Raw genomic sequence first — 21519 nt, forward strand, 5'->3', positions numbered from 1 at the left:
TGCATTAAAACCGACCCATCAAGCGGGCAGGCGTGGCGGGGAAAGCATTGCGCGCTGGAGTGGGGGACATGATTAATGTGGGATGAGATCTCTTTCACAAATCTGCCGTTTCGCTTTGGATAAAATCCGGTTGACAAGCCCTGTGTCTAACTAACGGTTGGAGGTCATTGATGGACAACTATCACATTACTAAAGACGGTTATAAGTGGAAATTGCAGAAAGAAGGGAACACGAAACCTAGCAAAACGGCAGACACGAAAGCCGAAATGATCAAGCAGACACAAGAGTTTATGTCTGACAAGAAAGCGTCAGTCAAAATTCATAATGTTGACGGTAAGATTCAAGAGGAAAGAACTTACCAAAGAAAAGATGATCCTAAATCCACCAAAGGCTAGTTAAATTAAAGCCGCCTTAATGGCGGCTTAGCTTCAGTTGTCGAGAACGTAGTCTTTGAACCGGATCACCTCCATCCCGAGCCAGTCGTTAATCTCTTTAAATCGCTCCTGCAGCGGCGTCAGCTCGTTACGCACAAACACCCGCGCCACCTTCTCGACATCCCCCATTGATCCGATGTTCTCAGGTTTGCCGCCCATCAACTGGAACGGCACGCGGTGCGCATCGAGCAGGTCAGCGGCGCTCACCTTTTTGATATTGAAAAAATCATCCTTCGTGGCAACTTCACTCAGCGGCACGATCTTAATGCCGTCCGGTTTACCGTTGGGCGCGTAGAAAAACAGGTTTTTGAAATTCCCGAGCCCCTTCGAATTTCGCATCGCATCACGCAGCGACTCCACGTCGGTGCTGCTTTGTGCCGCATCGGTGACGTACATGATGTAACCCGCGTGCGCGCCGTTCTGGTAATACTTGCGACGAAACAGGGTGGCGGATTCATTCAGCCAGGCGGAATTGAGTGCGCTCAGGTATTCCGGCATCCCGTAAAGCTCCTGATTGATATCAGGCTCAAGCAGGTGAAACACTGAGCCGGGGGCAAATTCGTGCGTATGCGTAAAACTCGACACGTACCAGTAGACGCCATCCTCGACGCCACGGCGGGTGTATTTCGCCGGGGAGGCTTCTAGCTTCATGAGCTGGCCGGTCACGCTCATTCGCTTCTCAAGGTAGCCGTTGGCAAAGACCAGATAATCGAGCACAAGGCGGCTAAAATCCTGACGCGACAGCAACGGGTGCGGGATGTAGGTGCTTGCCAGAATGTTACGTTTGACGTAAATCGGTGAGCTGTGGTGCACGGCGGCGCGCAGGCTTTTTGCCAGCCCTGAGAAGTTGACCGGCGGCTCGTACCATTTTCCGTTATGAATGCACTCGACGTAGTCAAGGATATCGCGGCGATCCATGACGGCGGAGGGCTCACCAAAAGTGAACGCCTCCATTTTTTGTGGCTTGCTGACTGCCTGCTGAGTAGGTTTATGTTTTGCCATCTTAGTAAATTTCCAGAATAGAGTTTGAATGCATCCCGCTCCCGGCGGAAAGCGGCTCGTTTAACAGGGCGTGCATAGTCGCCCACGCGATATCCGCATGACTGGCCTCTTCACTGCGACTCGCTTCATAGGTCGAGCTGCGCCCGCTGCTGGTCATGGTTTTACGGATTGCCATAAACGACTGCGTGATATCGGTGGCACCGGCGTCATATTCCAGACACCCACGTCGGATGGTGTCTTTCGCTTTCAGCACCATCGCGGTTTTCATTTCAGGCGTGTAGCGGATGGCGCGCGCCGCCGGGAAGAACGAGCGCACGAGCTGATAAACACCCTGGCCGATGCCGGTCGCATCGATGCCGATATAGTCGACGGTGTATTTCTCTGTCAGCGAACGAATGGCCTCGGCCTGCGCCGCGAAATCCATCCCTTTCCACTGGTGACGCTCAAGGATGCGGAACTTGCCCCCGGCAACCAGTGGCGGAGCCAGTACCGCACAGCCTGCGCTGTCGCCAGTGTGTGACGGGTCATAGCCAATCCAGACCGGACGCCAGTTAAACGGACGGTCGGCAAACTGTTCGAAGTCCTCCCATTCTTCCATCGCATCAACCATGCAGCGCTGCAGCTCCTCGAACGGGAACACCGACGCCTTGTCGTCGACGAACTCGCACATGAACAGATTGCGGAAATCGTCAGCGCTGTTTTCCTGTTTCAACTGATCCAGATTGAACAGGGTGCATCCCCCGGCGAGGGCGTCCTCGATGGTGACAATCTGCCGCCACTGGCCATCCGGGCACAGCACGCCTCCGGCGAGCGCCTGGTGGCTGATATCGATGTCGACCCGTTCGTCGCGGTTGCTGCGTCCCCGGTTAAACAGCTCGCCAGACCAGAACGGATACGCGCCGTGCGCCAGCGTGGACGGGGTCGAGAAATAGGTGGTGCGCAGGTGCGACTGCGAGGCCATCCCCGACGCCACTTTGCGCAGCCGCTGAAAGTTGGGTATCCAGAAAATCTCATCGACGTACAGGTCACCGTTGTGACTCTGCGCAGTGTTGGAGTTGGTCCCGAGGAAAATCAGCTCTGCGCCGTTGTTGCCGATGACAATCGGGTCGCCCGACAGGTCAACGTCGACCAGCCGCGCAAAGGCGATGATGTATTTCCGGAACACATATGCCTGCGTCTTACTGGCTGACAAAAATATCTGGTTCTGGCCGGTCTTCAGGGCGCGCAGCAGTGACTCACGCGCAAAGTAGAACGTCGCGCCAATCTGGCGTGATTTGAGGATGTGACGAATGCGGTGCGCGATGCCCGCCCGGTGCCAGTTGAGCTGATACTCAAACGACTGGTCGAGGAAAATCTCTTCCAGCTTCTCGATAGCCTCATCGCTGAAATAGTTACGTTTCGGTTTTTTGCGATCCCCTTTGTTGCGGCTCGCAATGTTGGGATTTAAATCCACTTCATTTCCGGTCTGGCCGTAGCGGTTGATACGCGCAAACCGTTCCATCTGGCGCGACAGAAAATCAGCGACCTTGAAGTCATGCGGTGTCAGGTCGGGCTTGGCGTAGAGCTGAATCAGGCGCGCCTCAAGTGTCGTTTCCACGCGGTTGAGCGGCGCGGTTTCCTCCCATCCGTCGCGCTGCTTCCAGCTCTGCACCGTCGGGCGCTTCACCTGCAGCGTGTCGGCGATTTGCGGCACAGAAAATCCCTGCCAGAACAGCAGGCGCGCCTGTCGTCGCGGGTCGTGTAACAGGGAGAGGTCGGTTGAGATGGTCATGGTTGCCTCGTGTCGGTGTATACGGAGCAAGGCTAAGGAAATCGGCGCAGGGTTTCGCTAAGCCCCTGTTGTGTCAGGGGTTGCACTTCTGCAAGCGGTGGCTGACGCGGGGCGGAGTCGGGAAACTACACCCGAACCGAAAACCCAACATCAGGACACCTGAACAATGGCAAAGAAAGTTTCTAAATGGTTTCGCATCGGCGTCGAGGGTGACACCTGCGATGGCCGCGTCATCAGCGGGGATGATATTCAGGATATGGCCGACACCTTTGACCCACGTGTCTATGGCTGTCGCATCAACCTCGAACACCTGCGCGGCATTCTGCCCGACAGCGTGCTCAAGCGTTACGGCGACGTGACCGAAGTGAAAGCGGAAATCATCAGCGATGACTCTGCGCTGAACGGCAAAAAGGCGCTGTTTGGCAAAATCGCGCCGCTCGATGAGCTGGTCGGCATGGTGCGCGCCGGTCAGAAGGTTTACACCTCGATGGAGATCCGCCCGAACTTCGCCAACAGCGGCAAATGTTACCTCGTGGGGCTGGCGGTGACCGATGACCCGGCAAGCCTCGGCACGGAATACCTCGAATTTTGCAGCCGGGCGACGCAGAACCCGCTCGCCGGTAAAAAAGCCCATCCCGACGACCTGTTTTCCGTTGCCACGCTGGCTGAGCTGGAATTCGAGGACGTCCCCGACACCGTGCTCAACAGTCTGACCGACAAAGTTAAAGCCATTTTCAGTCGCAAGCAGGTCAGCGACGACGCGCGTCTGGCGGATGTGCATGAAGCGGTGACGGTAGTTTCCGAGCAGGTGCAGACCAGCCTGAGCGCCAACGAAAAGCGCCTGGCTGATATGGAAACTGCGTTCTCGCAGCTGCAGCAGGACGTCACCCGCCAGACCGAAGAAAACGCGCAGGCATTTACCTCCCTGAAAAGCTCCCTCGATAACACCGAAAGCCAGCGCCAGCCGCGCCGTGAACTCTCGAAGGGCGGAACCGGCGACGAATTGCTGACCAACTGCTGATAACGCGCCGGGCGCGCTGCCCGGCCAGAACCCTATTTTGAAAAACAGGATTACCCATGCGTAAAGAAACCCGCTTTAAATTTAATGCCTACCTGTCCCGCGTGGCGGAGCTGAACGGCGTCGAGACCGACGACGTGGCGAAGAAATTCACCGTCGAGCCGTCCGTGACCCAGACCCTGATGAACACCCTGCAGCTGTCATCCGCATTTCTGACCAAAATTAACATCGTGCCGGTCGACGAGCTGAAGGGCGAAAAGGTCGGCGTGGGCGTTAACGGCACGATTGCGAGCACCGCCGATACTGCAGGGGATGACGAGCGCAAGACCGCCGATTTTACGGCGCTGGAATCCAACAAATACGAATGTGCGCAAATCAACTTCGATTTCCATATCCGTTACAAACAGCTCGACCTGTGGGCGCGATTCCAGGACTTCCAGACCCGAATCCGTGACGCGATCATCAAACGTCAGTCGCTCGATTTCATCATGGCCGGTTTCAACGGCACTGAGCGCGCGGAAACCTCCAGCCGCAAAACGCATCCGATGCTGCAGGATGTCGCGGTGGGCTGGCTGCAGAAATACCGCAATGAAGCCCCGGCGCGCGTGATGTCGAAAATCACCGATGAAAGCGGGCATGTCGTTTCCGCTGCGATCCGCGTCGGTGAAAACGGCGACTATGCCAACCTCGATGCGCTGGTGATGGATGCCACGACCAACCTGATTGACGAGATTTATCAGGATGACCCGGAGCTCGTCGTCATCACCGGTCGCAAGCTGCTGGCTGACAAGTATTTCCCGATCGTCAACAAGACCCAGGAAAACAGCGAGACGCTGGCCGCTGACATCATCATCAGCCAGAAGCGCATCGGCAACCTGCCAGCCGTGCGCGTGCCGTACTTCCCGGCGAATGCGCTGATGGTAACGCGCCTCGATAACCTGTCGATTTACTTCATGGACGACGCGCACCGCCGCGCCATCATCGAGGAGCCGAAAAAGGACCGTATCGAAAACTACGAATCAATGAATATTGATTATGTGGTCGAGGCTTACGCCGCCGGTTGCCTGATTGAAAACATCACTCTAGGCAAATTCGCTGCCCCGGTTGCTCCTGAAAGCGCCTCTGCTCTGGCTGCGCCTGAAAACGCTTCGGCTCAGGTTGAATCTGAAAGCCCTGATGAGCAAGCAGACCAGAACGACGGAGAGTAAAACATGACGAGCCCCGCAGCGCTTCACATGATGCGGGTCTCGGCCTCTGAAACCGTGCGGCGGGCCGCTGCCCCGCTGCGCAATGCAACTGCCTATGAGCAGATGCTCGTTAAGCTGGCCGCAGACTGTCGCACGTTAAAACAAATCCGATCCAATGAGCGCAAGGCAGATAAAAAGCGCGAGCTGCTGCCCTTCTATCTGCCGTGGGTGGCGGGTGTCCTTGCGAATGGCAAGGGCGCGCAGGATGACATTGTCATGACCGTCATGCTCTGGCGTCTCGATGCGGATGATATTGCCGGTGCGCTGGAAATTGCCCGTTACGCGATGACCTTTGGCCTGACGATGCCGGTCGGCGGCCATCGCCGCACCACGCCGTATCTGCTGGCCGAAGAGGTGGCGCTTGCCGCGCAGCGTCTGCGTGACGCTAAACAGCCGGTAGAACTGGCGCTGCTGCTCGATACCCTCGCGCTGACTGAGCGTGCGGATATGCCCGATATCGTGCGTGCGAAGCTGCACAAAATCACCGGCTACGTGCTGCGTGACGCAGGCGAGCTGCCCGGGGCACTGGCGCACCTGCAGCGTGCCATTCAGCTGGAGCGAGCTGTCGGCGTGAAAAAGGATATCGAACAGCTTGAGCGTCAGCTTAAACCGAAGCCAGAACCCGCACCGAAAACGAACAAACCCCGCACGCGCAAGCCTGCTGCTAAACCGGCGGCACGGCGCGGGCGTCCACCAAAGGCGGCAAAAGCCGCAGGTTAACCGAACGCTCCCCGAGCCGGGCGGCACGCCGGTCAACGCGGGTATTGATTGCCCTGACTGCGACCGGCGTCCACCGCCCACCTATTTTCCGAGGTTGTCATGACGACACTGATTATTGAGCCCAGAACAACGCCGCAGGACGTGCCGGGCGTGGTGATACCGCCACCGGGCGTGAGTGAGCCGGTGATTAAAAATACGGGCTTTTTTCCTGACGTAGACCCGCAGCGCGTGCGCGAAGAAATGCGCCTTGAGCAGACCGTTTCCCCTGTGCGTCTGCGCCGGGCGATTAAGACCGCCATCGCGGAGACCAATGCGGAGCTGCGCGACTGGCGCGACCGTCAGATTGACGCCGGTCACGCCACGCTCGCGGATGTCCCGACCGACGAGCTCGACGGCGAGAGCGTGCGCTGCTTCCACTACTTTAACGCCGTGTGCTCGATGACGACCGCCACGCTGTTTGAGCGTTATCGCGGCGTGGATGCGACCAGCAAGGGAGACAAAAAGGCCGACAGCATCGACAGCGCTATTGATGAGATGTGGCGGGATATGCGCTGGTCTGTGGCCCGCATTCAGGACAAAGCGCGCTGCATCGTGGGTCAAATCTGATGAAAGCGTATGCGATGCAGGGCGACACCCTTGACGCGATATGCGCGCGCTATTACGGGCGCACGGAGGGTGTCGTCGAGACGGTGCTGCAGGCCAATCCGGGGCTGTCGGAGCTGGGCGTTATCCTGCCGCACGGCACAGTGATAGAGCTGCCCGAGACCGACAGCGCGCCGAAAACTGAAACGGTGAATCTATGGGACTGAGCATGGAAAAAATCACGACGTTTATCGCCTACTGGCTGGCCGTGGGGGTGGCCTGGTTCGGGGCGATGTCGCCCGAAAAGCTGGCGCTGTATGTCGGCAGTGGCTGCGCCATTTTTACCGCACTGACCAATTACTGGTTTAAGCGCAAAACGTATCGCTATCTGACCTCACTCGGACTGGATAAGGGGGCGATCCGTGAGCTCAATCATTAAACGCTGCAGCGTGGCCGCCGTGCTGGCGCTCGCGGTCCTGATGCCTGACTTTCGTCTGCTGAATACCTCTCCCGAAGGGCTGGCGCTGATTGCCGACCTCGAAGGGTGTCGCCTGACGCCCTACCAGTGCAGCGCGGGCGTGTGGACGTCAGGCATCGGCCACACTGCCGGTGTCACCCCGAAAGGGGACATCACCGAACGACAGGCGGCGGCGAACCTTGTCGCGGATGTGCTGAATACCGAGCAACGGCTCGCGGTCTGTGTGCCGGTGGCGATGCCGCCGCGCGTCTATGACGTGCTGGTCAGTTTTGCCTTCAACGTGGGAACCGGCGCGGCCTGCCGCTCGACGCTGGTGTCGTTTATCAAACGTCATCAGTGGTCGCAGGCGTGCGACCAGCTCACCCGCTGGGTGTTCGTGAACGGCGTCAGAAACAAAGGGCTGGAAAACCGCCGCGCGCGGGAACGGGCCTATTGCATGAAGGGGATGCCATGAAAGTGCTGATGATCCTGCTGGCCGGGCTGCTCGCCGTGGCGCTGTGGCTGCGCCATGACAACGCGAATTTATCCCGCTCCTTTGAGCGAGCGAACCGGGTCGCCAGCGAGCAAAAGACGACAATCGGGATGCTGAAAAATCAGCTTGCCGTGTCGCAGCGCATTGCCAGGACGAATGAACGCGCGCAGGTCAGGCTCAGTGACGAGCTGACTGCCGCCGGTGAGCTGGCGGCGAGACGAGAACAAACGATTACGAGGCTGCTGAATGAAAACGAGGAATTACGCCGCTGGTATCGCGCTGACTTGCCTGATGCTGTGCGCCGGTTGCACACCCGCAAGGCCTGCGCCTCCGCCGGTCACTGTTTACAACGCCTGCCCGAAGGTGAGCCTCTGCCCGATGCCGGGAAGCGAGCCGCTCACTAACGGCGATCTGAGTGCCGATATTCGCAGGCTTGAGAATGCGCTTACCACCTGCGCCTTAAAGGTTGAAACCATCAAAGACTGTCAGGATAAAACCGATGCAGAAAATGAAAAGCCTGCGCAAGGCGCTTACTGACGCCGTGCCGCAGCTAAAAACCAATCCCGAAATGATGCGTATCTTTGCAGATGAGGGGAATATCGACGCGCGCCTCGCGGCCTCGCTGTCACACGAAAAGATTTACACCCTGAATGTGATCGTGTGTGACTTTGTCGGCGACCCGGATTTGATTTTTGTGCCGGTGGCGGCGTGGCTGCGTGAGAACCAGCCGGATATCTGCACCACCGATGAGGGCCGCAAAAAGGGCTATCGCTTCCAGATGGATTTGAACGACGGGGATAATGTGGATATCAGTATCAGCCTGCAGCTCACCGAGCGCACGCTGGTCAGGGAGGATAGCGGTGCGCTGCACGTCAGCTATGCACCTGAGCCGCCATTGCCCGAGCCGGTCACGCGTCCGACTGAGCTGTATATCAATGGCGAGCTGGTGAGCAAATGGGATGAGTGAGCTTAAACCTTTTGACGACAAGCTGGCCGGGCTGATTGGGGCGCTGTCACCGGCGGGACGGCGTAAGCTGGCCGCTGAGATAGCGAAGGAACTGCGTAAATCGCAACAGCAACGCATCAAACAGCAAAAAGCCCCGGATGGCTCACCCTATCAGGCGCGAAAGCGTCAGCCGCTCAGGGGAAAATCGGGGCGAATTAAGCGCGCGATGTTTCAGAAGTTGCGCACGGCTCGTTATATGAAAGCCAGCGGCCGCAATGATGCTGCCGTGGTCGAGTTTACCGGCAAGGTACAGCGCATTGCAGAGATTCATCATTTTGGGTTAAAAGAACGATCAAAACCACATCGTCACTGGGTCAAATATCCAGTGCGTCCTTTGCTCGGTATTAATGTTGAAGACTATAATTTTATAAAAGAGTCTGTTGTTGGGTATTTGGCTCGAAGTTTATTATGATTCACGTTTATTTGGGCTGACAATCCTGACTGTGGCATGAAATTGTCGCAGTCAGGGTTGGTTGTGAAATGAGATGGTTACACTCTAATATTAATTTGGAGAGAAGTTATGCCCATCTCTTGATTTAATTCTGCTTGTCGTTGCATTAATGATTGTAGCATATTTTCTGCATATGCCTTCACACCAGGGCTAAGATTTGAATCTTGTAGCATAGATTGTGTGGTAATTATTTCACTTAAGTTTCTTACGGTTTGCCCAATCTGGTTGTTTTGATGTTCATGTCTTGAGCGTTCTTCTCTTTCTGCCGCATAGTATAAATCTGTTATTGCTGTACTTATACCCGTAACTGTTATGTCAGGAGGGGATGTTACTGTTAAACGATTTATTAATAAGTCATCACGACTGATATCAAATAGGGGGTGAAAACCATCTACGCCGCGACGAAAAACAACAGGCCGATGATGAGTCTTAATGATATCCCAGAATTTGTAAAAATCATCTCCTTTATTAACAAGGATTTTATGAGGCTTAGAGCCGTTATAAGTGAAACTCTCATTTGATACTAGCTTAGCTGATTCTTCAGCAATAATAAGGTCGCCATCCTCGCAACCTTCACTTAATGCTTCGCAAACTCGCTGAATGGTTACAAGTTTGAAGTATGTCATGGATAACCGATTTAGATAGTGAACTATAGACCATACAGGGAAGGAATACGGGCTGGAAAGACGCAGTGTTCCTAAGTCATTCTCTTGTGAGTTGACCATTTTGACAATTCCTTGAATTAATGATGATGTTTTAAGGGGTGTAGTATGCAAGAAAATAACCCGTCACTGCTACTAAATCAAGGGGGGGGAACTGTCTTCAAATATATCAGCCGTAAATGTATGCGGAATCGGGAGTGTATTTTCACTACACCTATAAAGCTACTGCTGAGCTTTTCATGTCGAACAAAGGAGGTTTGAATTATGGAGCATTTGTTGTTTCATATCCTAGCAAACCTTGTTCGATTGTAGCGGGCTTTGCCCGGCGGCATCCTTTCCGCATGGATAATTTAAATTCTCTGCAGGATATCGCTCGCGCGATCCGCAACCTTGTCCGCACCGGCATCGTGACCGACGTCGACCCCGTCGGGGGACTCTGTCGCGTCCAGACCGGCGGGATGCAAACCACCTGGCTTAACTGGCTGACCTCTCGCGCCGGTCGCTCACGGGTGTGGTGGGCTCCTTCCGTTGGTGAGCAGGTGCTCATTCTTGCCATCGGCGGCGAGCTCGACACCGCGTTTGTGCTGCCCGGCATTTTCTCGGATGACCATCCCGCACCGTCAGCCTCGCCTGATGCGCTTCACATTGCTTTTCCTGACGGCGCGGTTATCGAATACGAGCCTGAATGCGGGGCGCTCACCGTGTCCGGTATCAAAACCGCCGACGTCACCGCGTCGGATTCCATTACCGCCACCGTGCCGGTGGTGCTGGTGAAAGCCTCGACCCGCATCACCCTCGATACACCCGAGGTGGTGTGTACTAACAAGCTCATCACCGGCTCACTCGAAGTGCAGAAAGGCGGGAAAATGTACGGCGACATCGAGCACTCCGGCGGGAAATTTACCTCCAACGGCGTGCAGGCGGATGACCACGACCACGGCGGCGTGAAGCGCGGCGATGACAGAACGGTGGACACACAATGACGGTGCGTTATCTGGGAATGAACAGCCACACCGGGCTCAGTATTTCTGAGGCCGACCATATCAGGCAGAGCGTGCGCGACATTCTGGTCACGCCGGTCGGCTCGCGGGTCATGCGCCGTGAATACGGCTCCCTGCTGTCAGCGCTGATTGACCAGCCGCAGACCCCGGCGCTGCGCCTGCAGATTATGGCCGCGTGCTATTCGGCGATCCAGAAGTGGGAGCCGCGCGTCAGTCTGTCGACCATCACCTTTGAGCGTGGCGAGGCTGACGGCGCGCTGTATGTCGATATCACCGGGACGCGCCCGATGTCGGGCCAGCCCTTTTCACTGACCATTCCACTGAGTTAAACGCTATGGCTACCATTGTTGACCTGAGCCAGCTCGCCGCGCCCGATGTCGTGGAGGAGCTGGATTTTGAAACCATCCTGAGCGAACGAAAAGCGACGCTCGTCTCGCTTTATCCCGAAGACCTGCAGGAGGCGGTCGCGCGCACGCTGACGCTTGAATCTGAGCCGATGGTGAAGCTGCTGCAGGAGAACGCCTACCGTGAAGTCATCTGGCGTCAGCGCGTCAATGAGGCCGCGCGTGCGGTCATGCTGGCCTATGCCGCCGGTGCTTATCTCGACCAGCTCGGGGCGAATTCCAGCGTTGAGCGCCTCGTCATCACGCCTGCAGACGAGACCACGCTGCCGCCGACGCCTGCCGTGATGGAGTCGGACACCGACTATCGCCTGCGCATTCAGCAAGCCCCCGAGGGTCTGAGCACCGCAGGCTCAACCGGCGCTTATCAGTTTCATGGCCGCAGCGCCGACGGACGGGTCGCGGATATTTCCGTCATCAGCCCTGAACCGGCCTGCGTGACCATTTCGGTATTGTCCCGGGAGAATAACGGCGCGGCGTCCGACGAGCTGCTCGCCGTGGTGCGTGCTGCGCTGAACGATGAGGACGTGCGGCCGGTCGCTGACCGCGTGACCGTCCAGTCGGCGACCATTGTCGACTACACCATCGACGCGGCGCTTTACCTGTACCCCGGCCCCGAAAGCGAGCCGGTGATCAGTGCGGCAAAAGCGAAGCTGCAGACCTATATCAGCGCGCAGCACCGGCTCGGGCGGGATATCCGCAAATCCGCCATCTATGCCGCGCTCCACGTCGAGGGCGTGCAGCGCGTCGAGCTGGCCGCGCCGGTGGCCGACATCGTGCTCAATGAGACGCAGGCATCGCACTGCACCGCGTACAGCGTGACGGTCGGGGGCAACGATGAGTGAGACCCGTCTGCTGCCGGTCGGCTCCTCGCCGCTTGAGGTGGCGGCGGCGCGCGCCTGCGCGGATATCGAAAAGATCCCCGTCCCGCTGCGCCGCTTGTGGAACGCCGACACCTGCCCGGCCAATTTGCTGCCGTGGCTGGCCTGGGCGTTTTCGGTCGACCGCTGGGATGAGCGCTGGCCGGAAGAGACCAAACGCGAGGTGATCCGCGCGGCGTGGTTTATCCATGCGCACAAAGGGACGATTGGCGCGGTGCGCCGGGTGGTCGAGCCGCTCGGGTATCTGATTAACGTCACGGAGTGGTGGGAAACCAACGACTCGCCCGGCACATTCCGCCTCGATATCGGCGTGTTAGAGACCGGCATCACCGAGGAAATGTATTACGAGATGGAGCGGCTGATTGCCGACGCGAAGCCCGCCAGCCGCCATCTTATCGGTCTGAATATTATTCAGGACATTCCGGGGCATCTTTACACCGGAGCCCTGACCTGGGACGGCGACATCATCACGGTTTACCCCGGATAAGCGAGAACAGCATGGCAGTAAAATATAAAACCGTTATCACCAGAGCCGGTGCGGAAAAACTGGCGGCGGCGACGCTCCCGAACGGGAAGAAAGTCAATTTTGTGGCGATGGCCGTCGGCGACGGCGGCGGCAAACTGCCCGAGCCGGATGCCAGCCAGACAAAACTGGTCAGGGAGGTCTGGCGTCGTGCGCTGAATAAAATCAGCCAGGACAAGCGAAATAAAAACTACGTTGTGGCGGAGCTGGTTATTCCCCCGGAGACCGGCGGCTTCTGGCTGCGTGAAATGGGGCTTTACGATGACACCGGCACGCTGATTGCAGTCGGCAATATGGCGGAGAGCTACAAGCCCGAGCTGGCGGAAGGGTCAGGGCGCGCGCAGACGCTGCGCATGGTGATCATGGTGAGCGATATCGACACGGTCGAACTGTCCATTGATACCACGCTGGTGATGGCAACGCAGGATTATATCGACGACAGGCTCGCGGAGCATGAGCTGTCCCGCCGTCATCCTGACGCCACGCTGAAAGAAAAAGGGTTTACGCAGTTAAGCAGTGCGACCGACAGCCCGTCTGAGACGCTCGCCGCGACGCCGAACGCGGTCAAAGCGGCCTACGACCTCGCAAAGGGGAAATATACGGCTCAGGACGCCACCACGGCGCAGAAGGGCATTGTCCAGCTCAGTAGCGCGACCGACAGCACGTCTGAGACGCTCGCCGCCACGCCGAACGCGGTCAAAGCGGCCTACGACCTCGCAAAGGGGAAATATACGGCTCAGGACGCCACCACGGCACAGAAGGGCATTATCCAGCTCAGTAGCGCCACCGACAGTGAGTCTGAAACACTGGCCGCGACGCCGAAAGCGGTTAAGGCGGCAAATGACAACGCCAACGGGCGCGTCCCTTCTGGCCGCAAGGTGAACGGCCGCGAGCTGACGGATGATATCAGCGTCACCGCGCAGGATATTTTCAACACTCAGGCGGTGGGGATCGGCAATGCGCTCGACCTGAACAGCTATACCACGCCGGGGCTGTACTTCCAGCCCGCCAATAATCAGGCGTCAACGGGCAAGAATTACCCGGAGGCGGTCGCCGGTTCGCTGGAGGTTTACAGGCACGCAGGCATTACGCAGATTTACCGGGTGTACAGCAATTCCCGCGCCTACATTCGAACGCTGTATGCCGGCACATGGTCAGCCTGGACAAAGCAGTATGATGCTGCGAATAAGCCCACCCCTGCGGACATCGGGGCCTATACCAAAGCGGAATCCGATGCGCGCTTTCAGGGGAAAAGCCAGATAAGCATCGCCGCTAACGGCTGGAGAAAGACCGCAGACGGTCTGCTCATTCAGTGGGGAACCACACCGGCACTGACGGCGGGTCAGATCTATACCGTCCCGCTGCCCGCCGCCGTGCCGAATGCCATTTTATCCGCCGTTGCCGCGGTGAAATATCAGGGGATTGCCAGCGAGGGCAACATGGGGACCTACGTTAACTTTTCAGGAAAGAGCCTGATACTCAGCGCGGACTATACCAAAACGAGCATTAAGGCCCCCCGAACCTGGATGATTGTGTGCCATTAGGAGGCCATAAAGATGTATTTTTTCAGTCCATCAGCTAACGCGTTTTATCCCGCCAGAATGAAGGAGGACTATATTCTGGCCGGGTCTTTTCCTGATGATGTCGTGGCGGTTGAGGAGGCGCTCTGGTTTGAGTTTGCGGGTGACATTCCCCCGGCGGGTAAAGTGCGCATTGCCGGAGCGGACGGCTTGCCCGCGTGGGGCGATGCCCCTGAGCCGGACATTGACCCCGTGGCGGGTTTCGACGAACAAAAGCAAATCCTGCTGGCTGACGCCGAAAACGTTATTGCGCCACTGGCGCGGGCGGTGAAATATGGCATTGCGACCGGGGAGGAAAAAGCCCGGCTTGAGGCGTGGGAGAAGTACAGCGTACTCCTGAACAGGGTCGGGCCTGAATATGCCGACTGGCCTGAGCGGCCTGAATAACCGAAGCCCTCCACCCGGAGGGCTTTTTGTTTGTTGTGTCGCCGGTGGCCGAAGCGCTATCCGGTGCGCTTAAGGAGGACACAACAGAAAATAGTGGCTCCACTTCACCACGGAGTTTAACGGATGAGCGACTATCATCACGGCGTGCAGGTCATCGAGATTAACGACGGCGTGCGCACCATTTCCACCGTCTCGACGGCCATCATCGGCATGGTCTGCACGGCCAGCGATGCCGACGAGAAAACCTTTCCCCTGAATGAGCCGGTGCTGATTACCAGCGTACAAAACGCCATCGGCAAGGCGGGCAAACAGGGCACGCTGTCGGCGTCCCTGCAGGCCATTGCTGACCAGTGCAAACCGGTCATTGTGGTGGTGCGCGTGGCCGAAGGTGACGACGACCCCGACGATGCGGATGCGGCGCACAGGCACACCCTCTCGAACATCATCGGCACGACCGACGAAAACGGCAAATATACCGGGCTGAAAGCGCTGCTGACGGCGCAGACCGTCACCGGCGTTAAACCGCGCATTCTCGGCGTGCCGGGGCTGGACTCGCAGGAAGTGGCGACCGCGCTCGCGGCGACCTGTCAGAGCCTGCGCGCCTTTGGCTATATCAGCGCGTGGAACTGCAAAACCCTTTCCGAGGCTATCAACTACCGCAAGAATTTCAGCCAGCGCGAGCTGATGGTGATCTTCCCGGATTTTCTGGCGTGGGACACCACGGCGAATGAAACCACAACCGCGTGGGCAACGGCGCGCGCGCTGGGTCTGCGTGCCAAAATCGACCAGACGGTCGGCTGGCATAAAACCCTGTCTAACGTTGGCGTGAACGGCGTCACCGGCGTCAGCACCCCGGTCTCATGGGATTTGCAGGAGCCCGCGACCGACGCGAACCTGCTGAATCAGGCCGGTGTCACCACGCTTATTCGCAACGACGGCTTTAAGTTCTGGGGCAACCGCTGCTGCTCGGATGATCCGCTTTTCCTGTTTGAGAACTACACCCGCACCGCGCAGGTGCTGGCCGACACGATGGCGGAGGCGCACGCGTGGGCGATGGATAAACCCATCACCCCGACGCTCATCCGCGACATCGTCGCCGGTATCAATGCCAAATTCCGCGAGCTGAAAAACAACGGCTATATCGTCGATGGTTCGTGCTGGTACGACCCGGATGCAAACGACACCGCGACCCTCAGGGCGGGGAAAATGAATATTGACTACGACTACACGCCCGTCCCGCCGCTGGAAAATCTGACCCTGCGCCAGCGCATCACCGATACCTATCTGGCGAACCTGTCGTCCACGGTCAACCGCTAAGGAGCTGCAAGCATGGTACTACCCCGCAAACTGAAATATCTGAACATGTTCAACGACGGCCTCAGCTACATGGGCGTCGTGGAGTCCGTCACCCTGCCAAAGCTGACCCGCAAATTTGAGAAGTATCGCGGCGGCGGGATGCCGGGCTCGGTGTCGATTGACCTCGGCCTCGATGATGACGCGCTGTCGCTTGAGTGGACGCTCGGCGGTCTGCCTGACATCGGGCTGTGGGCTCAGTACGCCTCGCCGGGTGCTGACAGCGTGCCGCTGCGATTCACCGGCTCATACCAGCGCGACGACACCGGCGCGATTTCTGCCGTTGAGGTGGTAATGCGTGGCCGTCACAAAGAGTACGACGGCGGCGAGAATAAACAGGGCGAAAGCGGGACGACCAAAATGTCGACCGAGTGCGCCTATTACCAGCTCACGATTGACGGCAAAGAAGTCATCGAGATTGACGTCATTAACATGGTGCTGAAAGTGGACGGCGTCGACCGTCTGGCGGAGCACCGCAAGGCGATTGGCATGTAAAACCTGACCCGGTCAGCGGGGCTGGCCGGTCATTTCACTTTGTTGAGAGAGAAATATGAAAAATACCAACGAAACCGAAAACCCGAACATCGTTACCCTCGATACCCCGCTGATGCGCGGCGAGCAGAAAATCGGGCAAATCACCCTGACCAAACCGAACGCGGGAACCCTGCGCGGCGTGTCGCTGGCGGCGCTGGCGCAGTCTGACGTCGATGCGCTGATTAAGGTGCTGCCGCGCATGACGTACCCGGCACTCACCGAGCATGAAATCACCCGTCTTGATGCATCCGATCTGCTGTCGTTCGCCGGTAAGGTGGTCGGTTTTTTGTCGCCTGCTTCGGAACGTTAAATTTCCCAAAAGACCTGTCGGTCGATGACCTGATGGCGGATATCGCCGTGATATTTCACTGGCCGCCGTCATCGCTTTATTCCCTGAGCGTGACTGAGCTCTTCACGTGGCGCGAGAAGGCGCTGCAACGTAGCGGAAACCATCATGAGCAATAACGTCAGACTTGAGGTGCTGCTGAACGCGGTCGACCGGGCAAGCCGACCGCTTAAGGCTATCCAGAACGCCAGCAAATCCCTTTCCGGTGATATCCGTAATTCACAGAAAAGCCTGCGCGATCTTAACGCGCAGGCATCCCGTATTGACGGATTCAGGAAAGCGAGCGCACAGCTTGCCGTCACCGGCCAGTCACTCAGCAAGGCGAAACAGGAAGCGGCCGCGCTGGCCGTCCAGTTTAAAAACACCCAGACCCCGACGCTCGCACAAGCGCGCGCACTGGAAGCGGCAAAGAAATCCGCCGCCGACCTGCAGCTCAAATATAACGGCCTGCGCCAGTCCGTGCAGCGCCAGCGCACCGAGCTCACGCAGGCGGGGATTAATACCCGCAAGCTGTCGACCGATGAGCAGGGGCTTAAGTCGCGCATCAGCGAGACAACCGCACAGCTTAACCGTCAGCGTGACGCGCTGGCGCGGGTCAGTCAGCAACAGGCCAGACTGAGCGCGGTAAAAAAACGCTACGAATCCGGGCAACAGCTCGCCGCCGGGGCGCGCAATGCCGGGATGGTTGGCGTGGGTGTGGCGTCCGCCGGGCTTTACGGGGCGTCACGGTTTATCGCGCCCGGTATCGGCTTTGATAAGCAGATGTCAGGCACGCAGGCGATCCTCGGTCTTGATAAGGGCGATGACAAACTCGCGGCCATCCGCAAACAGGCGCGTGATATCGGTGCGACTACCGCGTTTTCACCGGGTGACGTGGCGCGCACGCAGACCACGCTCGCGCGCTCAGGTTATAACGCTGACGACGTGCTGGCTGCGACCGGCTCGACCGTCAACCTGAGCCTTGCGGCGGATGTCGATATCGCCGAAGCCGCCGACATCATTACCAACATGCAATCAGCGTTTAACCTGTCGACGACCGAGATTGAGCGTGTCGCGGATGTGATGACCAAAGGCTTTACGTCATCCAATACCGGCCTCGTCGAGCTGGGCGAGGCGATGAAGTACGTCGCGCCGATTGCGGAAGCTGCAGGGGCGAGTATTGAAGACACGACATCGATGCTCGGCATTCTGGCGGATAACGGGATTAAAGGCTCGATGGCCGGGACCGGGGCAAGTGCCATTTTCAACCGCCTGCAGGCACCGATGGGTAAAGCGGTCGATGCTATCTCAGAGTTAGGTGTGAAAACCCGCGACGGCAAAGGGAACATGCTGCCGGTCGAGAAAATCCTCAAAGATATTCATAAATCCTTTGTGAAAAACAAACTCGGCACGGCGGAGAAGGGCGAATACCTGAAAGTCATTTTCGGTGAGGAGGCGATGAAGGGGGCAATTAAACTCGTCGCCGCTGCCGGTGATGGCTCGCTTGCCAGCAAGCGCCAGCAAATCGGGGATTCAAAGGGAACCACGGAACGGATCGCCAAAATCCAGACCGACAACCTCGACGGCGATTTGAAAAACCTGCAGTCGGCTTATGAAGATTTGCAGATTGAGGTATTCGATAAAGAGAACTCCGCGCTGCGCCGCCTGACGGTTTCCGCGACCGATATGCTCGGCAAGGTTGCCGCCTGGGCGAAAGCGAATCCTGAGCTGACGCAGACTATTTTCAGCGTGACCGCCGGTGCGCTGGCGCTGGTCGGTGTGCTGGGCGGGATTGGCCTGATTGCATGGCCGGTCATCGCCGGGATTAACGGCATCATCGCCGCTGCAGGTCTGCTGAGTGTGATTTTCACCACGGCCGGGACGGCCATTGTCACGGCCATTGGAGCAATCAGTCTGCCGGTGTTGGCCGTGGTCGGGATTGTCGTAGGTGCTGCATTGCTCATCTATAAATTCTGGGAGCCGATAAGCGCCTTATTCCTGGAGGTGGTGGCGGGGATTAAAACGGCCTTTGCATCGCTGTCGCCGGTGTTTGACGCTATCGCGGAAAAGCTCGGTGCGGTCTGGAAATGGTTCACTGACCTGTTTGCGCCAGTGAAATCCCTGCAGGATATTTTCGAGCGCTGCAAAAATGTCGGGGTGGCCTTTGGTCAGGGGCTGGCCGATGCGCTGATGGCTCTGCTGAATATCTTCAACAGTCTGAGCGGCAAGGTCGGCTGGCTGCTGGAAAAGCTCGGGGTTATCAAAAAGGAATCCAGCGACCTCGACCAGACCGCCGCGAAAGCGGATAAGACCGCCACTGGTGGCGGGTATATTCCGGCGAGCGCGGGGTATGGGGGGTATCAGGCTTATCAGCCAGTGACGGCTCCCGCTGGCCGGTCCTACATCGACCAGAGCAAAAGCGAGTACAACATCACCCTGCAGGGTGGCGTCGGGTCGGGCAGTGACCTCGACCGCCAGCTCCGCGACGCCGTCGAAAAGGTCGACCGTGAGAAACGTGCGCGCCAGCGATCCAGTATGAGAAACGATTAAGGGAGGGAAAGCATGTTAATGGTGCTGGGCTTTTTTGTGTTTGAACGGCGCACTCTGCCGTATCAGTCGATGCAGTATTCGAAGGATTACCGCTGGGCGTCGAACGACCGCATCGGCAAGCCACCGGCGTATCAGTTTCTCGGGGAGGGGGAAACCTCGCGCACACTGTCGGGTACGCTTTACCCTGAAATCACCGGCGGTCGCCTGTCGCTGACGGCCATCGAGCTGATGGCGAATGAGGGGCGCGCGTGGCCGTTGATTGACGGCACTGGCATGATCCACGGCATGTATGTCATCGAGAAAGTGACCCATACCCACACCGAGCTTTTCAGCGATGGCCAGGCGCGCAAAATCGAGTTTAGCCTGTCGCTGAAACGCATCGATGATTCGCTCGCAGCCATTTATGGCGACCTGCAAACGCAGGCTGACAGTCTGGTCACGTCTGCCGGTAACTGGCTGGGAGGGCTGGCGGGATGATAACGGGAATGAACGTGCAGGCCGGGGCGCGCATGGCGCCTGCGTATAAGCTCACGCTCGATGGCGTGGATATCACGCAGAATTTTAGCGACCGGCTCATCGGGCTGACCATGACCGACAATCGCGGATTTGAGGCCGACCAGCTCGATATCGAGCTCGATGATACTGACGGACTTGTCGAACTGCCGCCGCGCGGGGCAAAGCTGACGCTGTGGCTGGGCTGGCAGGACTCCGCGCTTGTGAATAAGGGGAGTTTTACGGTCGATGAAATCGAGCACCGTGGCGCGCCCGATACGCTGACCATCCGGGGGCGCAGTGCGGATTTTCGCGGTACGCTGAACTCTCGCCGCGAGCAGTCATGGCATGACACCACGCTCGGGGTGATTGTTGAGACCATCGCGCAGCGCAACAAACTGACGGCCAGCGTCGCGGATGCTCTGAAAGCCATTGCGATCCCGCATATTGACCAGACGCAGGAATCAGACACGGCGTTTTTATCCCGGCTGGCGGATCGTAACGGGGCGTCTGTCTCAGTAAAAGCAGGGAAACTGTTATTCCTGAAAGCCGGTAGCGGGATGACGGCCAGCGGCAAACCTATCCCACAAATGACCGTTGAGCGTGGCGACGGCGACCGTCATCAGTTTGCGATTGCTGACCGCGAAGCCTACACCGGCGTCAAGGCGAAATGGCTGCACATCAAAGACCCGAAACCGCAAAAGCAAAAGGTGAAGCTCAAACGAAAACCTAAAGTGCAGCACCTGCGTGCGCTGCAGCATCCGAAAGCGGCCAAAACCACCACAAAGGCTAAAGCCAAAAAAGAGCAGGAGGCGCGAGAGGGTGAGTATATGGCCGGTGAGGCTGACAACGTGCTGGAGCTTACAACCATCTACGCGACAAAAGCGCAGGCGATGCGCGCGGCCCAGGCGAAGTGGGATAAACTGCAGCGCGGGGTGGCGGAGTTTTCAATCTCGCTGGCTATTGGCCGTGCAGATTTATTTCCTGAAACGCCGGTTGCGGTAAAAGGCTTTAAGCGCGTCATAGACGAGCAGGCGTGGATCATCAGCCGGGTGGTGCATAGCCTAAATGGGAACGGCTACACGACGGGCCTAGAGCTTGAGGTGAAGGTCTCAGACGTGGAGTATGAAGCGGATGAGATAGGCGAGTGAATTTAATGTATGTATTTGTTTTACATGATTAAAATGAGTAAAATAACCGCATTGAAAACGCTTAAAGGTGCTCATCATGTTTCATTGTCCAAAATGCCACTACGCCGCCCACGCTCGCACTAGCCGCTATTTCTCTGACACGACCAAAGAGCGCTATCATCAGTGCACAAACATCAACTGCAGTTGTACGTTTGTTACCACTGAGACGGTCGAGCGGTTTATCGTTTCACCGGGTGAGGTAGTACCAGCGCCGCCGCATCCGACAAGGTCTGGCCAGCATCAGATTAACTGGATGTGATCAACAATAAAGCTCCGCATGTTGAGGTGCGGGGCATTTGGTAACATATGCTGTTTATTATTTCGGCTATAAAAGAATTATCGTTTCAATTTCTTATAAACTAAATCCATAATAAATAAAGTGCGAATTGTTTTGATAAAAACATCAGTAACATTATGGTGTTTTTTAAGGCCTTACAGTAAAACTGTTTTAATAATTAT

Annotated in this window: 29 protein-coding genes; 26 read left to right on the plus strand and 3 right to left on the minus strand. The window is 57.4% G+C overall.

What is annotated here, in order from left to right:
- Positions 1 to 170 precede the first annotated feature (170 nt).
- Positions 171 to 395 carry a DUF2188 domain-containing protein gene (locus ETG88_RS03680; RefSeq protein WP_129034669.1) on the plus strand — a complete coding sequence of 75 codons (225 nt, stop codon included), beginning with the start codon at positions 171 to 173 and terminating at the stop codon, positions 393 to 395.
- Between the two features lie 33 nt (positions 396 to 428).
- On the opposite strand, the gene ETG88_RS03685 is transcribed toward ETG88_RS03680, so the two are convergent.
- Together ETG88_RS03685 and ETG88_RS03690 are read right to left on the minus strand one after the other, a co-directional pair.
- Complete coding sequence (locus tag ETG88_RS03685) at positions 429 to 1436, minus strand: phage portal protein (RefSeq protein ID WP_129034671.1); 1008 nt, start codon at positions 1434 to 1436, stop codon at positions 429 to 431.
- A 1-nt stretch (position 1437) separates the two neighbouring features.
- The gene (locus tag ETG88_RS03690) at positions 1438 to 3207 is read right to left on the minus strand and encodes a terminase ATPase subunit family protein (protein ID WP_129034673.1); all 1770 of its coding nucleotides are present in this window, start codon (positions 3205 to 3207) and stop codon (positions 1438 to 1440) included.
- A gap of 166 nt (positions 3208 to 3373) precedes the next feature.
- Between ETG88_RS03690 and ETG88_RS03695 the strand changes: the two genes are divergently transcribed.
- The 11 genes from ETG88_RS03695 to ETG88_RS03745 all read left to right on the plus strand — a co-directional run bounded on the left by ETG88_RS03695 (position 3374) and on the right by ETG88_RS03745 (position 9142).
- Positions 3374 to 4228, plus strand: coding sequence for a GPO family capsid scaffolding protein (locus tag ETG88_RS03695; RefSeq protein ID WP_129034675.1), 855 nt, complete (start codon positions 3374 to 3376; stop codon positions 4226 to 4228).
- Positions 4229 to 4284: 56 nt separating this feature from the next.
- Positions 4285 to 5433 carry a phage major capsid protein, P2 family gene (locus ETG88_RS03700; protein ID WP_233446089.1) on the plus strand — a complete coding sequence of 383 codons (1149 nt, stop codon included), beginning with the start codon at positions 4285 to 4287 and terminating at the stop codon, positions 5431 to 5433.
- Between the two features lie 3 nt (positions 5434 to 5436).
- On the plus strand, positions 5437 to 6192 hold the full coding sequence (locus ETG88_RS03705) for a phage terminase small subunit (protein WP_129034677.1): 756 nt from the start codon (positions 5437 to 5439) through the stop codon (positions 6190 to 6192).
- Between the two features lie 99 nt (positions 6193 to 6291).
- Entirely contained in the window at positions 6292 to 6798 is a 507-nt protein-coding gene (locus ETG88_RS03710; RefSeq protein WP_129034679.1) for a head completion/stabilization protein, read from the plus strand.
- Positions 6798 to 7001, plus strand: coding sequence for a tail protein X (locus ETG88_RS03715; RefSeq protein ID WP_129034681.1), 204 nt, complete (start codon positions 6798 to 6800; stop codon positions 6999 to 7001). Before ETG88_RS03710 ends, ETG88_RS03715 begins: the two co-directional genes overlap by 1 nt.
- On the plus strand, positions 6992 to 7213 hold the full coding sequence (locus tag ETG88_RS03720; RefSeq protein ID WP_129034683.1) for a primosomal protein: 222 nt from the start codon (positions 6992 to 6994) through the stop codon (positions 7211 to 7213). The genes ETG88_RS03715 and ETG88_RS03720 overlap by 10 nt, the downstream gene beginning before the upstream one ends.
- Positions 7197 to 7706, plus strand: coding sequence for a lysozyme (locus tag ETG88_RS03725; RefSeq protein ID WP_129034685.1), 510 nt, complete (start codon positions 7197 to 7199; stop codon positions 7704 to 7706). Before ETG88_RS03720 ends, ETG88_RS03725 begins: the two co-directional genes overlap by 17 nt.
- Positions 7703 to 8128, plus strand: coding sequence for an Rz-like lysis system protein LysB (gene lysB, locus ETG88_RS22410; RefSeq protein ID WP_129034687.1), 426 nt, complete (start codon positions 7703 to 7705; stop codon positions 8126 to 8128). Before ETG88_RS03725 ends, lysB begins: the two co-directional genes overlap by 4 nt.
- On the plus strand, positions 8016 to 8261 hold the full coding sequence (lysC, locus tag ETG88_RS22375) for an Rz1-like lysis system protein LysC (protein WP_129034689.1): 246 nt from the start codon (positions 8016 to 8018) through the stop codon (positions 8259 to 8261). The genes lysB and lysC overlap by 113 nt, the downstream gene beginning before the upstream one ends.
- Positions 8224 to 8691: a phage tail protein gene (locus tag ETG88_RS03740; protein WP_129034690.1), complete on the plus strand. Its 468-nt coding sequence runs from the start codon at positions 8224 to 8226 to the stop codon at positions 8689 to 8691. The genes lysC and ETG88_RS03740 overlap by 38 nt, the downstream gene beginning before the upstream one ends.
- Entirely contained in the window at positions 8684 to 9142 is a 459-nt protein-coding gene (locus ETG88_RS03745) for a phage virion morphogenesis protein (protein WP_129034692.1), read from the plus strand. Before ETG88_RS03740 ends, ETG88_RS03745 begins: the two co-directional genes overlap by 8 nt.
- A gap of 77 nt (positions 9143 to 9219) precedes the next feature.
- Here the strand turns inward: ETG88_RS03745 and ETG88_RS03750 are convergent, their stop codons facing one another.
- Positions 9220 to 9906 carry a hypothetical protein gene (locus ETG88_RS03750; RefSeq protein ID WP_129034694.1) on the minus strand — a complete coding sequence of 229 codons (687 nt, stop codon included), beginning with the start codon at positions 9904 to 9906 and terminating at the stop codon, positions 9220 to 9222.
- Positions 9907 to 10184: 278 nt separating this feature from the next.
- On the opposite strand from ETG88_RS03750, the gene ETG88_RS03755 reads away from it, so the two are divergent.
- The 14 genes from ETG88_RS03755 to ETG88_RS03820 all read left to right on the plus strand — a co-directional run bounded on the left by ETG88_RS03755 (position 10185) and on the right by ETG88_RS03820 (position 21319).
- Positions 10185 to 10826 carry a phage baseplate assembly protein V gene (locus ETG88_RS03755; RefSeq protein WP_129034696.1) on the plus strand — a complete coding sequence of 214 codons (642 nt, stop codon included), beginning with the start codon at positions 10185 to 10187 and terminating at the stop codon, positions 10824 to 10826.
- Complete coding sequence (locus ETG88_RS03760; protein WP_129034697.1) at positions 10823 to 11173, plus strand: GPW/gp25 family protein; 351 nt, start codon at positions 10823 to 10825, stop codon at positions 11171 to 11173. The genes ETG88_RS03755 and ETG88_RS03760 overlap by 4 nt, the downstream gene beginning before the upstream one ends.
- Positions 11174 to 11178: 5 nt before the next feature.
- Positions 11179 to 12090: a baseplate assembly protein gene (locus tag ETG88_RS03765; protein WP_129034699.1), complete on the plus strand. Its 912-nt coding sequence runs from the start codon at positions 11179 to 11181 to the stop codon at positions 12088 to 12090.
- Positions 12083 to 12613 (plus strand): phage tail protein I, encoded by a 531-nt coding sequence (locus ETG88_RS03770; RefSeq protein ID WP_129034701.1) that lies wholly within the window; start codon positions 12083 to 12085, stop codon positions 12611 to 12613. The genes ETG88_RS03765 and ETG88_RS03770 overlap by 8 nt, the downstream gene beginning before the upstream one ends.
- Positions 12614 to 12624: 11 nt before the next feature.
- Entirely contained in the window at positions 12625 to 14193 is a 1569-nt protein-coding gene (locus ETG88_RS03775) for a phage tail-collar fiber domain-containing protein (RefSeq protein WP_233446090.1), read from the plus strand.
- 12 nt (positions 14194 to 14205) lie between these two features.
- Positions 14206 to 14616, plus strand: a complete 411-nt coding sequence (locus ETG88_RS03780; protein WP_129034702.1) for a tail fiber assembly protein — start codon at positions 14206 to 14208, stop codon at positions 14614 to 14616.
- A gap of 123 nt (positions 14617 to 14739) precedes the next feature.
- A complete protein-coding gene (locus tag ETG88_RS03785; protein ID WP_129034703.1) occupies positions 14740 to 15933 on the plus strand; it encodes a phage tail sheath protein in 1194 nt (397 codons plus the stop codon).
- Between the two features lie 12 nt (positions 15934 to 15945).
- Positions 15946 to 16464: a phage major tail tube protein gene (locus ETG88_RS03790; RefSeq protein ID WP_129034705.1), complete on the plus strand. Its 519-nt coding sequence runs from the start codon at positions 15946 to 15948 to the stop codon at positions 16462 to 16464.
- 55 nt (positions 16465 to 16519) lie between these two features.
- Entirely contained in the window at positions 16520 to 16813 is a 294-nt protein-coding gene (locus tag ETG88_RS03795; protein WP_129034707.1) for a phage tail assembly protein, read from the plus strand.
- Positions 16814 to 16845: 32 nt separating this feature from the next.
- Positions 16846 to 16968 (plus strand): GpE family phage tail protein, encoded by a 123-nt coding sequence (locus ETG88_RS03800; RefSeq protein ID WP_129034709.1) that lies wholly within the window; start codon positions 16846 to 16848, stop codon positions 16966 to 16968.
- The gene (locus ETG88_RS03805) at positions 16958 to 19378 is read left to right on the plus strand and encodes a phage tail tape measure protein (RefSeq protein ID WP_129034711.1); all 2421 of its coding nucleotides are present in this window, start codon (positions 16958 to 16960) and stop codon (positions 19376 to 19378) included. The genes ETG88_RS03800 and ETG88_RS03805 overlap by 11 nt, the downstream gene beginning before the upstream one ends.
- A 12-nt stretch (positions 19379 to 19390) precedes the next feature.
- Complete coding sequence (locus ETG88_RS03810) at positions 19391 to 19855, plus strand: phage tail protein (protein WP_129034713.1); 465 nt, start codon at positions 19391 to 19393, stop codon at positions 19853 to 19855.
- Positions 19852 to 21021, plus strand: a complete 1170-nt coding sequence (locus ETG88_RS03815) for a phage late control D family protein (protein WP_129034715.1) — start codon at positions 19852 to 19854, stop codon at positions 21019 to 21021. Before ETG88_RS03810 ends, ETG88_RS03815 begins: the two co-directional genes overlap by 4 nt.
- A gap of 76 nt (positions 21022 to 21097) precedes the next feature.
- Positions 21098 to 21319: a DNA-binding transcriptional regulator gene (locus ETG88_RS03820; RefSeq protein ID WP_129034717.1), complete on the plus strand. Its 222-nt coding sequence runs from the start codon at positions 21098 to 21100 to the stop codon at positions 21317 to 21319.
- Positions 21320 to 21519: the final 200 nt, after the last annotated feature.

The sequence above is a fragment of the Lelliottia nimipressuralis genome, assembly GCF_004115925.1.
Classification (GTDB): Bacteria; Pseudomonadota; Gammaproteobacteria; order Enterobacterales; family Enterobacteriaceae; genus Enterobacter; species Enterobacter nimipressuralis.

Excerpts from the sequence above, each read along its gene's own strand:
- ETG88_RS03680 (WP_129034669.1), top strand. The coding sequence starts at position 171 with ATGGACAACTATCACATTACTAAAGACGGTTATAAGTGGAAATTGCAG.
- ETG88_RS03685 (WP_129034671.1), bottom strand. The coding sequence starts at position 1,436 with ATGGCAAAACATAAACCTACTCAGCAGGCAGTCAGCAAGCCACAAAAA.
- ETG88_RS03690 (WP_129034673.1), bottom strand. The coding sequence starts at position 3,207 with ATGACCATCTCAACCGACCTCTCCCTGTTACACGACCCGCGACGACAG.
- ETG88_RS03695 (WP_129034675.1), top strand. The coding sequence starts at position 3,374 with ATGGCAAAGAAAGTTTCTAAATGGTTTCGCATCGGCGTCGAGGGTGAC.
- ETG88_RS03700 (WP_233446089.1), top strand. The coding sequence starts at position 4,285 with ATGCGTAAAGAAACCCGCTTTAAATTTAATGCCTACCTGTCCCGCGTG.
- ETG88_RS03705 (WP_129034677.1), top strand. The coding sequence starts at position 5,437 with ATGACGAGCCCCGCAGCGCTTCACATGATGCGGGTCTCGGCCTCTGAA.
- ETG88_RS03710 (WP_129034679.1), top strand. The coding sequence starts at position 6,292 with ATGACGACACTGATTATTGAGCCCAGAACAACGCCGCAGGACGTGCCG.
- ETG88_RS03715 (WP_129034681.1), top strand. The coding sequence starts at position 6,798 with ATGAAAGCGTATGCGATGCAGGGCGACACCCTTGACGCGATATGCGCG.
- ETG88_RS03720 (WP_129034683.1), top strand. The coding sequence starts at position 6,992 with ATGGGACTGAGCATGGAAAAAATCACGACGTTTATCGCCTACTGGCTG.
- lysB (WP_129034687.1), top strand. The coding sequence starts at position 7,703 with ATGAAAGTGCTGATGATCCTGCTGGCCGGGCTGCTCGCCGTGGCGCTG.
- lysC (WP_129034689.1), top strand. The coding sequence starts at position 8,016 with ATGCTGTGCGCCGGTTGCACACCCGCAAGGCCTGCGCCTCCGCCGGTC.
- ETG88_RS03740 (WP_129034690.1), top strand. The coding sequence starts at position 8,224 with ATGCAGAAAATGAAAAGCCTGCGCAAGGCGCTTACTGACGCCGTGCCG.
- ETG88_RS03745 (WP_129034692.1), top strand. The coding sequence starts at position 8,684 with ATGAGTGAGCTTAAACCTTTTGACGACAAGCTGGCCGGGCTGATTGGG.
- ETG88_RS03750 (WP_129034694.1), bottom strand. The coding sequence starts at position 9,906 with ATGGTCAACTCACAAGAGAATGACTTAGGAACACTGCGTCTTTCCAGC.
- ETG88_RS03755 (WP_129034696.1), top strand. The coding sequence starts at position 10,185 with ATGGATAATTTAAATTCTCTGCAGGATATCGCTCGCGCGATCCGCAAC.
- ETG88_RS03760 (WP_129034697.1), top strand. The coding sequence starts at position 10,823 with ATGACGGTGCGTTATCTGGGAATGAACAGCCACACCGGGCTCAGTATT.
- ETG88_RS03765 (WP_129034699.1), top strand. The coding sequence starts at position 11,179 with ATGGCTACCATTGTTGACCTGAGCCAGCTCGCCGCGCCCGATGTCGTG.
- ETG88_RS03770 (WP_129034701.1), top strand. The coding sequence starts at position 12,083 with ATGAGTGAGACCCGTCTGCTGCCGGTCGGCTCCTCGCCGCTTGAGGTG.
- ETG88_RS03775 (WP_233446090.1), top strand. The coding sequence starts at position 12,625 with ATGGCAGTAAAATATAAAACCGTTATCACCAGAGCCGGTGCGGAAAAA.
- ETG88_RS03780 (WP_129034702.1), top strand. The coding sequence starts at position 14,206 with ATGTATTTTTTCAGTCCATCAGCTAACGCGTTTTATCCCGCCAGAATG.
- ETG88_RS03785 (WP_129034703.1), top strand. The coding sequence starts at position 14,740 with ATGAGCGACTATCATCACGGCGTGCAGGTCATCGAGATTAACGACGGC.
- ETG88_RS03790 (WP_129034705.1), top strand. The coding sequence starts at position 15,946 with ATGGTACTACCCCGCAAACTGAAATATCTGAACATGTTCAACGACGGC.
- ETG88_RS03795 (WP_129034707.1), top strand. The coding sequence starts at position 16,520 with ATGAAAAATACCAACGAAACCGAAAACCCGAACATCGTTACCCTCGAT.
- ETG88_RS03800 (WP_129034709.1), top strand. The coding sequence starts at position 16,846 with ATGGCGGATATCGCCGTGATATTTCACTGGCCGCCGTCATCGCTTTAT.
- ETG88_RS03805 (WP_129034711.1), top strand. The coding sequence starts at position 16,958 with ATGAGCAATAACGTCAGACTTGAGGTGCTGCTGAACGCGGTCGACCGG.
- ETG88_RS03810 (WP_129034713.1), top strand. The coding sequence starts at position 19,391 with ATGTTAATGGTGCTGGGCTTTTTTGTGTTTGAACGGCGCACTCTGCCG.
- ETG88_RS03815 (WP_129034715.1), top strand. The coding sequence starts at position 19,852 with ATGATAACGGGAATGAACGTGCAGGCCGGGGCGCGCATGGCGCCTGCG.
- ETG88_RS03820 (WP_129034717.1), top strand. The coding sequence starts at position 21,098 with ATGTTTCATTGTCCAAAATGCCACTACGCCGCCCACGCTCGCACTAGC.